This is a genomic window from Bosea sp. 124, from assembly GCF_003046175.1.
Taxonomy (GTDB): Bacteria; Pseudomonadota; Alphaproteobacteria; order Rhizobiales; family Beijerinckiaceae; genus Allobosea.
Window position 1 is genome coordinate 602,670 of sequence record NZ_PZZM01000001.1, and the last position, 14,481, is coordinate 617,150.

Sequence of the window (14,481 nt, forward strand, 5' to 3'; positions counted from 1 at the left end):
GGCCGACCGCGCCAGCGGCCCGCCTGCCGACAGGAGTTTCCGACAGTGTCCGTCACCCAAGCCGACATCCTGCGCGCGCTCGAACTGGTCAAGCTGCCGGCGAGCGGGCAATCGCTCTCCGCCTCGGGCCGTATCGCGGACATCCTGATCGACGCCGGCAAGGTGATCTTCGCGATCGGCATCGACGCGACCGAGGCCGGCGCGATGGAGCCGGTGCGCAAGGCGGCCGAGAGCGCCGTCTCAGGGTTGCCCGGCGTGACGCAGGTGCTCGTCGGGCTGACCGCCGACAAGGCTCCGGCCTCCGCCGCCGCGCAGGCGCGCCAGCAGGCGCATCGTCCCGCGCCCGGCGGACCGACGCCGAAGGCTGCCGGCGTGCCGGGCGTGAAGCAGATCATCGCGGTGGCGTCCGGCAAGGGCGGCGTCGGCAAGTCGACCACGACGGCCAATCTCGCGGTCGCGCTGGCTGCGCTCGGCCTCAAGGTCGGCGTGCTCGACGCCGACATCTACGGCCCCTCGGTGCCGAAGATCTTCGGCATCACCGGCAAGCCGCGCCTGGTCTCGGGCCGGACGCTGGCGCCGATGGAGGCCTATGGGCTGAAGATCATGTCGATCGGCTTCCTGATCGACGAGGAGACGCCGATGATCTGGCGCGGGCCGATGGTGATCTCGGCCATCACCCAGATGCTGCGCGAGGTCGCATGGGGCGAGCTCGACGTGCTGGTCGTCGACATGCCGCCCGGCACCGGCGACGCGCAGCTCACCATGGCGCAGCAGACGCCGCTGGCGGGCGCCGTCATCGTCTCGACACCGCAGGACCTGGCGCTGCTCGATGCACGACGCGGCGTCGCCATGTTCAAGAAGGTCGAGGTGCCGATTCTCGGCATCGTCGAGAACATGAGCTATTTCATCTGCCCGGAATGCGGCCACCGCTCGGACATCTTCGCCCATGGCGGAGCGCGACACGAGGCGGAGCGCCTCGGCGTGCCCTTCCTCGGCGAGATTCCGCTCGCCATGCCGATCCGCGAGACCTCGGATTCCGGCCGCCCGATCGTGGCGAGCGATCCGGACTCCGCCCATGCCAAGGCCTATCTTTCGATCGCACGGCAGGTGATGGCGTCGCTCGCGGGCGGGCCCGTCCGGTCCGCTCCACGCATCGTCATCGAGTAAAGACCTCAGTTCGCCGCCGGCACGCCGAGCACGTCGATCCAGCGGGCGACGTCGGATGCGATGCGCCGACGCATCGGCTCGGCGCCGCGATCGGAGGGGGCGGGCGCGGTTGCCGCGAGAATGGCGAAGCGCTTCAGGACCTCGGGATCCTCGAGCGCCCGCGCCAGCGCGGCGCCAAGCTTGTCGAGCACCGGCTTCGGCGTGCCGGTCGGCACGACGAAGCCCTGCCAGACCACCATGTCGAAAGCGGGCAACCCGGCCTCGGCGAAGGTCGGCACGTCCGGGAGCTGGACGATGCGGCTCTGGCTGGAGATCGCCACGGCATAGGCCGATTTCGCCTCGTGCAGCGGGATCATCGTCACCGTTTGGTCGAAGACGGAGTCGATCGTGCCCGACATCAGATCCGTGATGGCGGGGGCCGCGCCCCGGTAGGTGACGAGCGTCGCCTTGGCATCGGCCAGCTTCATCAGCAGGGTCGGCGCGAGATGGCCGGTCGAACCCGGCCCCGAGGTGCCGATGTTGAGGGCCCCTGGCTTGGCGCGCATATAGGCCAGATAATCCGCGAGCGTGCGAATGCCGCTCTTGTTGCTGACAGCCAGCACCATCGGCACGTCGGCGACGACGCCGAGCGGTTCGAAATCCTTGCGCGGATCGAAACCCAGCTTCGGATAGAGCGCCACATTGGCGGCGAGATGCCCCATATTGCCGAAGCCGAGTGTGTAGCCGTCCGGCGCCGCCTTCGCAGCGCGGGCCATGCCGGTCGTCCCGCCGGCGCCGGCGATGTTCTCGATAATCAGGTTCTGGCCGAGGGTCACCGACATCGATTGCGCCACAAGGCGCGCGAGCACGTCGGTCGCTCCGCCCGGCGCGGCCGGGACGATGACCGCGATCGGCTTCGTCGGATAATCCTCCGCCCGCAGTTGCGGCGCGGCGACGAGGGCAAGGCAAAGCAGCAGGCTGCGGAACATCGTGATCCTCCCAGGGCGCGGCCGTGAGGATCAGGATGCGGACGAGGACGCTGCAGCCGGGCATCGACCCGGCGCGCCTGCCCACGCCGGCCCCCAGCGCATTCTTGCTATGGGTGGAGCCTGACGAAGGCTGCGACGATCGTCGATGCCCTGGAGCGGACTACCAGTTATGCTGGCGCGAGATAGCCCGGCTCAGAGCCTGACGCCGCTGTTGGCGAAGGCGACCTCGACCGGCTTCTGGAAGAAGTCGTTGAGCACCACATTGGCCCCGAAGGCCAGGATGGCGGCGACGGCGACGGCGACGACGAATGATTTCATGATCTTCCCCCGGATGAGCACGGCAGCGATAAGCCGCTCTTATCAGAAGAGATAGCGAGCCACCGAGATGGGTTCAAGCCGGCGGCAAGGCGGCGAAAAGCCGCTCGGCCTCCGCCAGATCGTCGGGCCTGTTGGCGTTGAAGAACGGATCGACCGGCGCAACCGGCCATTCGGCACTGGCGCAGCCATGGCGCGCGGTCCAGCGGTCGATCTTGCGCTCGTCTTCGATCGTCAGGGCGTGGCGCAGATCTTCGCGCAACGAGACGGGCCAGAGCCCGATGACGGGGTGCGTCCAACCGCCCGATGCGGCGCAGGCGAGCGGCTGGCCATGCGCCTCGCGCGCCGCATGCAGGCGGGCGACGAGGTCATGTGGGATGAAGGGCGTGTCGGCGGCGACGCTGACGAGCCATTCCAGTTCGGGCCGGCGCGCCGCCATCCAGTCGAGCCCGGCGAGGATGCCGGCCAGCGGTCCGGCGAAGTCCGGCACGTCATCGGCGACGACCGGCAGGCCGTAATCGGCGAAGCGCCCGGGGTCGCCATTGGCGTTGACCAGCAGCCCGTCCGATTGCGGGCCGAGACGCTCGATCACATGGGCGAGGATGCTGCGGCCCGCGATCAGGCGCAGGGGCTTGTCGCCGCCGCCCATGCGGCGGGCGAGACCGCCGGCGAGGAGAAGGCCGAGGGTTCGAACATCAGTCGTCACGCTCGCTCCCCTTCCGGCGGTTCCGGCCGCCCTCCTCCTCGACGCTGTCGGGATCCTGGTCGAAGACGATGTTCTCCTCGCCCGCCAACGCGACGAAACGCTTGCCGCGCGCCCGGCCGATCAGGGTGAGACCAGCCTTGCGCGCGAGTTCGACACCCCATTCGGTGAAGCCCGAGCGCGAGACCAGCACGGGGATGCCCATGCGAACTGTCTTGATGACCATTTCCGAGGTCAGGCGGCCAGTGGTGTAGAAGATCATCTTCGCCGGATCGACATCGTGCCGGAACATCCAGCCGGCGACCTTGTCGACGGCGTTGTGGCGGCCGACATCCTCCATATAGACCAAGGGCTTGTCGGCCTCGCAGAGCACGCAGCCATGGATCGCGCCGGCCTCGAGATAGAGCGAGGGCGTGGTGTTGATCTTCTTCGTCAGGGCGTAGAGCCAGCTCGTGCGCAGTTCGGCCCTGGGCAGCTCGATCTCGTCGATCGCCTCCATCAGGTCCCCAAAAGCCGTGCCCTGCGCGCAACCGGAGGTCAGCGTCTTCTTCTTGAGCTTCTCCTCGAAATTGGTGCGACCCGGCGTGCGCACCACGACGACCTCGAGCTCCTCGTCGTAATCCACGGCATCGACGACATCGCCGCGTTTCAGCATGTTCTGGTTCAGAAGATAGCCGAGCGCGAGAGAGTCGGGATGGTCGCCGATCGTCATCATCGTGACGATCTCCTGCGCATTGAGATAAAGCGTCAGCGCACGTTCGGTGACGACGCGGGTCTCGACCGTGGCACCCGTCTGGTCGATGCCGGAGACGGTCGCGCCGAGGCGCGGCGCCTGCGGATCGGGCCGAACCAGGTAGTCGTCGAGAAAGCTCATGTCCTGCGCCATCGAAGCTGCTCCGCGGCGGCGATCAGGCGGCGAGGCGGGCCAGGGAAAGCGCCCAGGCCTCGACCGGCCCGGCCTCGGCCGGAAGCTCGGTCCAGTCCTCGCCGGCGAATTCGCGCCAGGCCGGCAGCAGATCCTGCCGCACGGCGATCAGCAGTGGCACATCCGCCATCAGGGCGGCGGCGATTTCCTGGCGCAGGCCCTGGCCGAGCATCTCCTGACGGCCGAACTTGTTGACGATGACGAGATCGGTCTCGCCAGCCAGCGCGGCGGTGAGCGCTCCGCCGGCGGCGGCGAGCCCGGTCGCGTCGAGCCGGCATCCGGCAGAGGCGGCGCCGCGATTCTCGCTGATCGGAAAGCGAACGCCGCTGGAGAGGTCTTCCAGCGCCATCGACAGGCAGCCCTGCTCGCAGGCCCCGTCATTGTGCTGCACGACACCGCCGAGGCGCAGGCCGCGCTCCTTCAGGCGGAGCGCGAGACCAGCCATGAACCCGTCGATCTGGAAACCGGAGGAATAAGGGATAGCGGCCAGCAGCGTCATGACGACGTCATCCCATGAAAGCGCGTTTCGCGAAAGCACCTTGGCGGCGGGGGTGCTTTCGCCGCAGGCCCGATCCGGCTGCGCGCAAGATGCCAACGAAGTGTTGCGCCGCACCTACAGTCGCGCCCGCACGGGCCGGTTACGGTAAAACAGGTCCATCTCCGGCGCTTTTTCCGGCGGGAGACCGTCGTCCGGTTCGCAATTCATGTCGCATCGCCACCTTCAGACCCCGCTCGACCCCGCTACCGACGCGGCACGGCTGTTGCGCCGCATCGGCTTCGGTACGCTGGCGCTCGTCTTGCCGATCGCATCGCTGGTCTCGCGCCGCGCTGCCGTCGTGCTCGCGCCGATCGGGGTCGTCCTGCTGATCATCGCAGCGCTGATCGAGGAGCCCGCCACCTTCGTCTCGACGTTGAAGCGCGCCCTGCTGAGCCGGCCGGGCATGATCCTGGTCGGTCTCGTCGGCTGGGCGGTGCTCTCGCTGGTCTGGAGCCCCTACACCGCCTCGGCAACGGAAAAGGCAGGCAATCTCGTGCTTGCAGTCGTGCTCGGCATCTGCGGCATGGCGGCGCTGCCGGAGCGGATGCGGGCGTCGAACCTCAACCTCGCCGCGCTGGGCACCGGCATCGCCGGTGCCTTCGCGCTGGCGCTGGTCGTGATCGCGGCGCTGCGCCACGCGGACACGGATGCTGGCGTCGAGCGCGGCATCAGCGTCATCCTGATCATGGCCTGGCCGGCGCTCGCCTGGCTGCTCTCGCGCGAGCGGGGGCTGAGCGCGGTCGGGCTGGCACTCGTGGTCGGCCTGCTCGCGCTGACGCGGTTCGAGGATGGCGAGGCCGTCGCCATGATCTGCGGTGCCGTCGCTTTCGGCGCCGTAAGCGCGAATCGCGAGGCGGCGTCGACCATCATCGCCGCGATCATCGCGGTGCTGATTCTGATCGCGCCACTGCTGCCCTTCCTGCTGATGCCGATCGTCTCGACCTTTCCGCAGGGTGCCGGCGAATTCACGCAGACGCTGGCGGTCTGGGCCGATGTCGTCAGCCGCGAGCCGTTCAAGCTCATCACCGGGCACGGTCTCGACACCGTGCTGCGCGGCCGGATGATCGGCGCCCTGCCGCAGCCGGCGCCGACGACGCTGCTCTTCGAGGTCTGGTACGAACTCGGCATCGTCGGTGCGACGGCGGCCTCAGCCTGCCTCTATTTCGCGATCCGCGCCGCAGGCCGCATGCCGAGCGCGCTCGCCGCCGGCGGCGTCGCGGCCTTCAGCACGGCTTTCGCGCTGAGCGCGCTCGGCTTCGCGACCCTGCAGCCCTGGTGGCTGATGACGCTGGCGGCCGTCGTGCTGATGTTCGGCGCCATCGCGCGCGGGCAGTACCGCACCGACCGGCCGGTCGCGCCGCTTTCGCTCAAGCCGGCCGGGACCAGCCGTCCCAAGGCCGGCGGCACGGCCGGATAGCTCAGGCCGCGGCCTCGCGCCCTGCATTGACGGCGTGGCAGGCGACGCCGTCGATCACCGATGGATTCTCGACCCGGCAGCGGTCGAAGACCAGCGGGCAGCGCGGGTGGAAGGTGCAGCCCGAGGGCGGGCTGATCGGGTTCGGGATCTCGCCCTTCACGGCCTCGCGCGACTTTCCGACCATGGCGAGGTCGGGCACCGCATCGAGCAGCATCCGCGTATAGGGATGGCGCGGGTTCGCGAAGAGCTGCCGCCCCTCCGAAACCTCGACGAGGCGGCCGAGATACATCACCCCGATGCGCGTCGCCATGTGCCGGACGACGGCGAGATTATGCGAGATGAAGAGATAGGTCAGCCCGAGCCGCTCCTGCAGATCGCGCATCAGGTTGAGGATCTGGGCCTGGACCGAGACGTCGAGCGCCGAGGTCGGCTCGTCGCAGACGATGAATTCGGCATCGGAGGCGAGCGCGCGGGCGATCGCGATGCGCTGGCGCTGGCCGCCGGAGAATTCGTGCGGGAATTTCGAGCGATCGTCGGGATGCAGTCCAACCAGCGTCAGGAGTTCGCCGACGCGGTGGGCGATCTCGGCCTCCCCCTGGATCAGGTCGAAGGCGCGGATCGGCTCGGCGATGATGCGCCCGACGCGCCAGCGCGGATTGAGCGAGGCGTAAGGGTCCTGGAAGATCATCTGGATGCGCCGGCGCAGGCGCTGGCGCTCCTTTGCGGCGGCGGCCTCGTGCATCGAGACGCCGGCAATCGCGACCGTGCCCTCGGATGGCGGCAGCAGACCGACGACCATGCGCGCCACCGTCGACTTGCCGGAGCCGGATTCACCGACGAGCGCGAAGGTCTCGCCCTTGCGGATGTCGAAGGAAACGCCGTCGACCGCCTTGAGATACTGCCTCGGCGCATTCTCCAGAACTCGGTTGAGCCAGGGCTTCGAAACATCGAAGACGCGCCTGAGATGGCGGACCTCGACGAAGGCAGGCTCGGTGCCGGAGCGGTGGCTCATCTCCCGATCTCCGCCCTCACGCCGCCGAATGACGGTTCGTCGTAGAGATGACATGCGACCTTGCGATCGCCGACCACGACCAATTCCGGCTGCTCGACATGACAGCGGGCGAAGGCCTGTGCGCAACGCGGGTTGAAGGCGCAGCCCGGTGGAATCGCCGAGAGGCGCGGCATCGAGCCCGGGATCTGCACCAGCCGCTGCGCCTCGCCCTCGAGCGAGGGGATCGCGCCCATCAACCCCTTCGCATAGGGGTGGAGCGGCTGCTTCACCACTTCGCGCACCGGGCCGATCTCGGCGACGCGGCCGGCATACATCACCGCGACCCGGTCGGCCGTCTCGGCGATGACGCCCATGTCGTGGGTCACGAGCATCACCGAGGTGCCGCGCTCCCGGCAGAGCTTCTTGATCAGCGCGATGATCTGGGCCTGGACCGAGACATCGAGCGCCGTCGTCGGCTCGTCGGCGATGATGAATTCCGGCTCGGCGCAGAGCGCGAGCGCGATCACCACGCGCTGGCGCATGCCGCCGGAGAATTCGTGCGGATAGCCGTCGATGCGCCGTTCCGGCGCCGGGATGCCGACCTCGTCCAGCAGCGCGATGGCCCGGGCGCGGGCCTGCGCGGCGCTGAGATCGCTATGGACGTGGATCGTCTCGATCAACTGCTCACCGACGCGGTAGAGCGGGTTCAGGCTGGTCAACGGGTCCTGGAAGATCATGCCGATGCGCTTGCCGCGCAGCTTGCGCATCGCCTCGGGCGGCAGGTTGTCGACCCTCGCACCCGACAGCAGCACCTCGCCGCCGGCGATCCGGCCCGGCGGGTCGATCAGGCCGATGATGGCCGCGCCGGTGACCGATTTCCCGGCGCCCGATTCGCCGACGACACCGAGCACCTCGCCGCGCCCGACCTCGAAGGAAACGCGGTCGAGCGCGCGCAGCGTGCCGCGCCGCGTGACGAACTCGACGGTGAGATCGCGCACGGAGAGCACCGGTCCGGCTTCCTCGGCAGACATCGCACTCATCTCAGCTTCGGGTTGAGCGCATCGCGCAGCCAGTCGCCGAACAGGTTGATCGACAAGGCGAGCAGCACCAGCACGAGCGAGGGAAAGAGCAGGATCCACCATTCGCCCGAGAAGAGATATTGCTGGCCGAAGCGGATCAGCGTGCCAAGCGAGGGCTGGGTCGGCGGCATACCGACACCGAGAAAGGACAGCGTCGCCTCCTCGATCACGGCCAGCGCCAGATTGATCGTGGCGATGACCAGCACCGGCCCGGCGACATTGGGCAGGACGTGCTTGAGCATCACCGGCCAGGCCTTGAGCCCGATCAGGCGGGCTGCATCGACATAGACCTTGTTCTTCTCGACCAGGGTCGAGCCGCGCACGGTGCGGGCATATTGGGCCCAGTTCGACAGGCCGATGGCGATGACGAGCACCAGCAGCGTCATGCGCTCCTGCAGGGCCGGCGGGATCAGCCCGCGTGCCACGCCGAAGACCAGAAGCGCCACGAGAATGGCCGGAAAGGACAGCTGCACGTCGGCGATGCGCATGATCAGGGCCTCGGTGCGGCCGCCGACATAGCCGGCGACCAGCCCCAGTCCCACGCCGATCACCAGCGAGAACAGGACCGAGGCTGCGCCGACCAGAAGCGAGACGCGCGAGCCGTAGAGAATGGCCGAGAAAATGTCGCGCCCTTGCGAATCCGAGCCCAGCCAGAAGACCTTGCCGGTGATCTCATTGGGCTCCATCGGTCGCGAGAAGCCGTCGGAGAGATCGAGCGAGGCGGGATCGAAGGGGTCGTAGGGCGCGATCAGCGGAGCCGCGACCGCCGCCATGACCAACAGCAGCGCCAGCACGGTCGCGATCACGGTGACCGGCGACGAGCGGAAGGAGAAAGCGAGATCGGAATCCCAGAGTCGCGCAAAGCGGCCGGGCGGCTTTGCCGGAGTCGGAGCGTGAAGCGTCGTCACTACGCGCCCCCCGTCATTCCGGGGCTTCGCGAAGCGAAGAACCCGGAGCCCATGGCTGGGTGAACCGCTTCGCCATGGGCCATCATCAAGCACGGTTGATCGGACATTCGTCGCCCGGTCGTGCGTTCCGGGTTCGACCCTGCGGGTCGCACCGGAATGACAGCATGGTCGATCCCGCTCATGACTCCCTCACTTCGCCATGGCCGGATTGCCGGCCCGCAGCCGTGGATCGAGCGCGACATAGACAAGATCGACGACGAGCGAGGTGAGGACGAAGACGAAGGCGACGAAGAGCAGATAGGCCGACATCACCGGCACATCGACGAACTGCACCGCGTTGACGAAGAGCGCCCCCAGCCCCGGCCACTGGAACACCGTCTCGGTGACGATGGCGAAGGCGATGACGCCGCCCAGTTGCAGGCCGGCGATGGTGATGACCGGGATCATGGTGTTGCGCAGGGCATGGCGGAACTCGATCCGGTGCTCGGGGATGCCGCGCGCGCGGGCGAAGCGGATGAAATCGGCCCGCATCACCTCCAGCATCTCGGAGCGGACGAGGCGCATGATCAAGGTGAGCTGGAGGAAGCCGAGCGTCAGCACCGGCATGACCAGCGATTTCAGGCCGCTCGTCGTAAGCAGGCCCGTCGTCCACCAGCCGAGCGCGACCGTGTCGCCGCGCCCGAAGGAGGGCAGCCAGCGCAGTTCGACTGCGAAGATGTAGATCAGCCCGATGCCGATCAGGAAGGTCGGCAGGCTGACGCCGATCAGCGAGAGCGACATCACCAGATTGGCGATCCAGCCGTCGCGCCGGATCGCGGCATAGACGCCGAGCGCGATGCCGGTGACGAAGGCGAAGAGCGCGGAGAGCACGGCAAGCTCGACCGTCGCCGGGAGCCGCTCGAGGATCAGCGAGGAGACCTTGCGGCCCTGGCGGTAGGAAATGCCGAAATCGCCCTGCGCCGCGTCGATGACGAAGCGGGCGAATTGCAGCGGCACCGGGTCGTTGAGGCCGAGGCGCTCGGTCAGCTCGGCGCGGTCCTGCAGCGTCGCCTCCTGGCCGAGCATGTTGACGACCGGATCGCCGACGAAGCGAAACATCGAGAAGGCGATGAAGGCGACGGCCAGCATGACCACCAGCCCCTGCATCAGAGAGCGCAGGATATAGGCAAGCATCGCGGGTTACCTTGTCATCCTGCCACGCATACACAGGCCCTCCGTCATGGTCGGGCTTGCCCCGACCATCCACGCCTTCGGTCATCGAGCTCTACGACCCAGACGTGGATGCTCGCCAGAAGGGCGAGCACGACGGTTGAGGTTCACGCGGAGACTTCGCGTGAACTACGACCCCTTGAAGCTCACCATCTTCAGCTTCGGGTTGTTGCCGACATCGACCGGGATATCGAGCGTGGTGTTCATCGCGTAGCTCAGCGACTGATGGTGGATCGGCAGGTAGATCGTCTCGTCCTTCAGCCGGGCCCAGAGCTTGGCGATGGTCGCGTCGCGCTTGGGGATGTCGACCTCCTTCGAGAGCGACTCGATCATCGTATCGACCTCGGCGTCCTTGTAGCCGGTGGCGTTCCAGGAGCCCTGCGAGCCGGTGCGCGAGTGATACATGTAGGAGAAGATGTAGTCGGAATCGTAGGTCGGGACGCCCCAGCCGACGAGATAGAACTCGGTCTCGGCCGGGTTCTTCTGGATCAGGTTGAAGTGGATCGACTTCGACTGCGAGACCAGGTTCACCTTGATGCCGATCTGGCCGAACATGCCGACGGCCGCCTGGCAGATGCCCTCGTCATTGACGTAGCGGTCGTTCGGGCAATGCAGCGTCGTCGAGAAGCCGGCGGGATAGCCGGCCTCCGCCAGCAGCGCCTTGGCCTTGGCGACGTCGGTCGGCGGAGCCGCGTCCAGCTCCTTCGTCCAACCGTTCACGAAGGGCGGCATGATGATGCCGGTCGGCACCGACTCGCCGCGCATGACGACGCGCTGGATCGCCGCACGGTTGATCGCCATGTTGAGCGCCTGGCGCACTTTCTTGTCGGCGAAGGGGTTCTTGCCCTGGACGTCGTCGCCCTTCAGGTCGGCGGAGGCGACATCCATACCGAAGAAGATGGTGCGGTTCTCGGCGCCCGAATTGACCCTGAGCTTGGGCTGGCTCTTGAGCCGCGCGATGTCCTGCACCGGCACGTCCTGGACGAAATCGACCTCGCCGGAGAGCAGCGCCGCGACGCGGGTGGCATCCTGCTTGATCGGCACGAAGGTCAGCTCGGTCACCTCCAGCGGCACCTTGGCCTTGTTCCAGTAGGCGTCGTTGCGCTTCATCACCGTCTTCACGTCGGCCTCTCGCGATACCAGCGTGAAGGGGCCGGTGCCGTTGGCGTTGCGGACTGCGAAGTTCTCTTCCTTGTTCTTGAAATCCTGCGCCTTGGTGGCGCCGTTCTTCTCGGCCCAGGCCTTGCTCATGATCCGGATCGAGGAGGTGTTGTTGACCAGCAGCGGGTTCGGCCCCTTGGTCTTGATCCGCACCGTCAGGTCGTCGACCTTGCTGACCTTCTCGACCGAGGTCAGATAGCCCTTGAAGTCCGAGGTCGGCTGCATGGCGCGCTCATAGGAGAACACCACGTCGTCGGCGGTCAGCGCGCTGCCGTCATGGAATTTGACGCCCGCTTCGAGCTTGAATTCCCAGGTCGTCGCATCGTCGGGCAGCACGCGCCAGGACGAGGCGAGCAGCGGCAGGAGCCTGCCGGCGTGGTCGCGCTCGGTCAGGCTTTCATAAAGGTGCTGGTTGAGCGAGGTGGTCGGACCCTCGTTCTGGCCGTGCGGGTCGATCGTGAGGGCGTCGCCGGCAGCGGCCCATTTCAGCGGCCTGGCCTCGGCCGCGCCCAGCGCCAGCACCGAAACCCCGATCAACGCGGCAGCAAAGCCGAAAACACGCGATTTCATCGGATGATACCTCCCTTGCAGGCAGCCTGCGGCGCCTGAAAGGAGAGGATGTTAGGGGCAGGCCGCGCACGAGTCACGGGTCTAATGCGCGCGGGGTGCATGGGTGGAAGCAGTGTCTGCCCGATCTTGCGGCAGCCAGCAGGCTTGTCGGCAAGGTGCCCGTCAGCGCGCCAGATCCGCAATCAGCTTGCGGATGAAAGCCGCGCCGGCGTCGAGCTGCGCCACCGTGATGAACTCGTCGGGCTGGTGCGCCTGGGCGATGTCGCCGGGACCGCAGACCACGGTCGACCAGCCGGCGCGCTGGAACAGGCCGCCCTCGGTGCCATAGGCGACGACATGGCGGCCATTGTCGCCGCTCAGGCGGCGGCAGAGTTCCTCGGACGCGCCGTTCTGCTCGGGCCCCATCGCCGGGGTGTCGGAGGTGATGACGAAGTCGATGCCGGTCTCGGGCGCGATCGCCTGCATCTGCGCCTCCAGCTCGGCGACCTCGGCGCGATAGCGCTCGGCGTAAGCCTCGAAGGTCTCGCCGGGAATGCAGCGGACCTCATGGGTGAAGCTGCAATGCTCGGCCGTGATGTTGACCGCGGTTCCGCCCTGGACGACTCCGACATGGAGCGTGGTGTAGGGCGGCTCGAAACCGTTGCCGGCATCGGTGCGGGCCTTGTTTTCGGCCATCACCTTGTTGTGCCAGTCGATCAGCCGGCCAGCGATCATCACGGCCGGCACGCCGACATCGACGCGGCTCGAATGCACCGCATGTCCACGAACCGTGGTGCGCATCCGCAGGCCGCCCTTGTGGCCGGTGACCACCTGCATCATCGAGGGTTCGCCGACGATCACGGCGGCGGGCTTCAGGCCGTCCTCGACCATCGCCTTGATCAGCACGCGCGCGCCCTGGCAGCCGACCTCCTCGTCATAGGACAAGGCAATGTGGATCGGCCGCTTCAGCGGCGCGGCCAGCATCTCCGGCACGAGGGCCAGCGCAATGGCGTCGAAGCCCTTCATGTCGCAGGAGCCGCGCCCGTAGAGCTTGCCGTCCCGCTCCGTCAGCGTCCAGGGATCGGAGGTCCAGTCCTGGCCGGCGACCGGCACGACATCGGTGTGGCCGGAGAGGACGACGCCGCCGTCCACCCTGGGGCCGATCGTGGCGTAGAGATTGGCCTTGTCGCCATCGGCATTGTGCGCGAGCGTGCTCTCGACGCCCAAGCCCGCGAGATAGTCGCGGCAGAAATGGATCAGGTCGAGATTGCTGCGCTGCGATTCCGTGTTGAACGAAACCAGCCTGGCCAGCATCTGCTTGGGCGTCATCGTCACGAGGTGGTTCTCCAAAAAGCGACGCAAGGCAGGTTTCATGCCGGCAGCTTCAAGCCGACACCTCTGATATATGTAGTAGGCTCCCGCAACGCCGCTGCCAACGATCCGTTTCCGTGCGCGCCGACGCGCCCCTATAAGAGAGCGATGAAGCAAGAGGCGCAGGCATGAATTTCGACGTCACTCTGGGCGACATCCAGGCCGCCGCGGCGCGCATCGCCGGCAAGATCCGACGCACGCCGACCTTTTACAGCGCCGGGCTTTCGGCCCGGCTCGGCGTCGAGACGGTGGTCAAGGTCGAGAGCCTGCAGCTCGGCGGCTCGTTCAAGGTGCGCGGCTGCTTCAACAAGCTGATGGGCCTGAGCGAGGCGGAGCTGGCACGCGGCGTCGTCACGGTCTCCGGCGGCAACCATGCCATCGCCGTGGCGCTGGTGGCGAAGACGATGGGCTGCCGGGCGCTCGTGCTGATGCCGAAGACGGTTGCGGCTTTCAACATCGAGCTGACCCGCTCGCTCGGAGCCGAGGTCGAGCTCTGCGAGGATTCGATCGCAGCCTTTGCCAAGGCCGACGACTACGCCGCGCGGGGCATGATCCATGTCCATTCCTATGACGATCCGGCGATCATCGCCGGGCATGGCTCGCTCGGACTGGAAATGAACAACGACGCGGGCGGCCGGCTCGACCATGTCTTCATCTCGATCGGCGGCGGCGGCTTCGCGGCCGGCGTCGGCGCGGCGATGAAGGGGCTCGACCCGGCGCTCCGCATCCATGGTGTCGAGACCGAAGGCGCGACGGCGATGACGCAGGCGCTGGAGGCTGGCAAGCCGGTCGCGATCCGGCCGACCTCGATCGCGCGCACGCTGGGCGCCCCTTTCGCGACGGAACGGACGATGGCGGCCGCCCGCCAGTTCCTGGAGGACATCGTGATCGTGCCAGATGCCGAGGCGGTGCGCGAGATCACCTGGGTGCTGCAGAACGGGCGGGTGCTGCTGGAGCCGGCGGCGTCCTGCGTCGTCGCCGCGGCGCTCGCATGCAAGGAGATGTTCCAGCCGGGCGAGCGCATCGGGCTCGTGCTCTGCGGCTCGAATGTCGCGCTCGACGACATCGCGGCCTGGCGGACGCAGTTCGGGGTCTGAGGAACGGCGTGGCGGCAGTGGCGCGCTGCGCCGACGGCGCGCAACGGGGTCGCGGTTGGGAGCCTTGACGCTGCGCCGCGTTC

At 67.6% G+C, this 14,481-nt stretch carries 14 protein-coding genes; 3 read left to right on the forward strand and 11 right to left on the reverse strand.

Features of this window, described 5'->3' with window-relative positions; genetic code table 11:
• The first annotated feature begins 45 nt into the window (after positions 1-45).
• Complete coding sequence (locus C8D03_RS02885) at positions 46-1,167, forward strand: Mrp/NBP35 family ATP-binding protein (RefSeq protein ID WP_108044922.1); 1,122 nt, start codon at positions 46-48, stop codon at positions 1,165-1,167.
• 5 nt (positions 1,168-1,172) lie between these two features.
• Here C8D03_RS02885 and C8D03_RS02890 read toward each other — a convergent pair whose 3' ends face one another.
• The 5 genes from C8D03_RS02890 to C8D03_RS02905 form a co-directional block, all read right to left on the reverse strand.
• Positions 1,173-2,135: a Bug family tripartite tricarboxylate transporter substrate binding protein gene (locus C8D03_RS02890; RefSeq protein ID WP_108044923.1), complete on the reverse strand. Its 963-nt coding sequence runs from the start codon at positions 2,133-2,135 to the stop codon at positions 1,173-1,175.
• Positions 2,136-2,327: 192 nt separating this feature from the next.
• Entirely contained in the window at positions 2,328-2,453 is a 126-nt protein-coding gene (locus tag C8D03_RS26935; RefSeq protein WP_282568549.1) for a hypothetical protein, read from the reverse strand.
• A gap of 73 nt (positions 2,454-2,526) precedes the next feature.
• The gene (mobA, locus tag C8D03_RS02895) at positions 2,527-3,156 is read right to left on the reverse strand and encodes a molybdenum cofactor guanylyltransferase MobA (RefSeq protein ID WP_108044924.1); all 630 of its coding nucleotides are present in this window, start codon (positions 3,154-3,156) and stop codon (positions 2,527-2,529) included.
• On the reverse strand, positions 3,146-4,039 hold the full coding sequence (locus C8D03_RS02900; protein WP_248308327.1) for a formate dehydrogenase accessory sulfurtransferase FdhD: 894 nt from the start codon (positions 4,037-4,039) through the stop codon (positions 3,146-3,148). Before C8D03_RS02900 ends, mobA begins: the two co-directional genes overlap by 11 nt.
• 22 nt (positions 4,040-4,061) lie before the next feature.
• Positions 4,062-4,577, reverse strand: a complete 516-nt coding sequence (locus C8D03_RS02905) for a DUF2478 domain-containing protein (protein WP_108044925.1) — start codon at positions 4,575-4,577, stop codon at positions 4,062-4,064.
• A gap of 205 nt (positions 4,578-4,782) precedes the next feature.
• Here C8D03_RS02905 and C8D03_RS02910 point away from each other — a divergent pair, with 205 nt between their 5' ends.
• Positions 4,783-6,033: a peptide ABC transporter permease gene (locus C8D03_RS02910; RefSeq protein WP_108044926.1), complete on the forward strand. Its 1,251-nt coding sequence runs from the start codon at positions 4,783-4,785 to the stop codon at positions 6,031-6,033.
• Position 6,034: 1 nt separating this feature from the next.
• Here C8D03_RS02910 and C8D03_RS02915 read toward each other — a convergent pair whose 3' ends face one another.
• The 6 genes from C8D03_RS02915 to argE form a co-directional block, all read right to left on the reverse strand.
• Positions 6,035-7,045 carry an ABC transporter ATP-binding protein gene (locus C8D03_RS02915; RefSeq protein WP_108044927.1) on the reverse strand — a complete coding sequence of 337 codons (1,011 nt, stop codon included), beginning with the start codon at positions 7,043-7,045 and terminating at the stop codon, positions 6,035-6,037.
• Positions 7,042-8,055, reverse strand: coding sequence for an ABC transporter ATP-binding protein (locus C8D03_RS02920; protein WP_108044928.1), 1,014 nt, complete (start codon positions 8,053-8,055; stop codon positions 7,042-7,044). Before C8D03_RS02920 ends, C8D03_RS02915 begins: the two co-directional genes overlap by 4 nt.
• A gap of 5 nt (positions 8,056-8,060) precedes the next feature.
• Positions 8,061-9,011 (reverse strand): ABC transporter permease, encoded by a 951-nt coding sequence (locus C8D03_RS02925; protein ID WP_108044929.1) that lies wholly within the window; start codon positions 9,009-9,011, stop codon positions 8,061-8,063.
• A gap of 189 nt (positions 9,012-9,200) precedes the next feature.
• Positions 9,201-10,184 (reverse strand): ABC transporter permease, encoded by a 984-nt coding sequence (locus C8D03_RS02930; protein WP_108044930.1) that lies wholly within the window; start codon positions 10,182-10,184, stop codon positions 9,201-9,203.
• 165 nt (positions 10,185-10,349) lie between these two features.
• A complete protein-coding gene (locus C8D03_RS02935) occupies positions 10,350-11,951 on the reverse strand; it encodes an ABC transporter substrate-binding protein (protein WP_108044931.1) in 1,602 nt (533 codons plus the stop codon).
• 162 nt (positions 11,952-12,113) lie between these two features.
• On the reverse strand, positions 12,114-13,259 hold the full coding sequence (gene argE, locus C8D03_RS02940; protein WP_108051132.1) for an acetylornithine deacetylase: 1,146 nt from the start codon (positions 13,257-13,259) through the stop codon (positions 12,114-12,116).
• 170 nt (positions 13,260-13,429) lie between these two features.
• Here argE and C8D03_RS02945 point away from each other — a divergent pair, with 170 nt between their 5' ends.
• A complete protein-coding gene (locus C8D03_RS02945) occupies positions 13,430-14,398 on the forward strand; it encodes a threonine ammonia-lyase (protein WP_108044932.1) in 969 nt (322 codons plus the stop codon).
• The last annotated feature ends 83 nt before the right edge of the window (positions 14,399-14,481 follow it).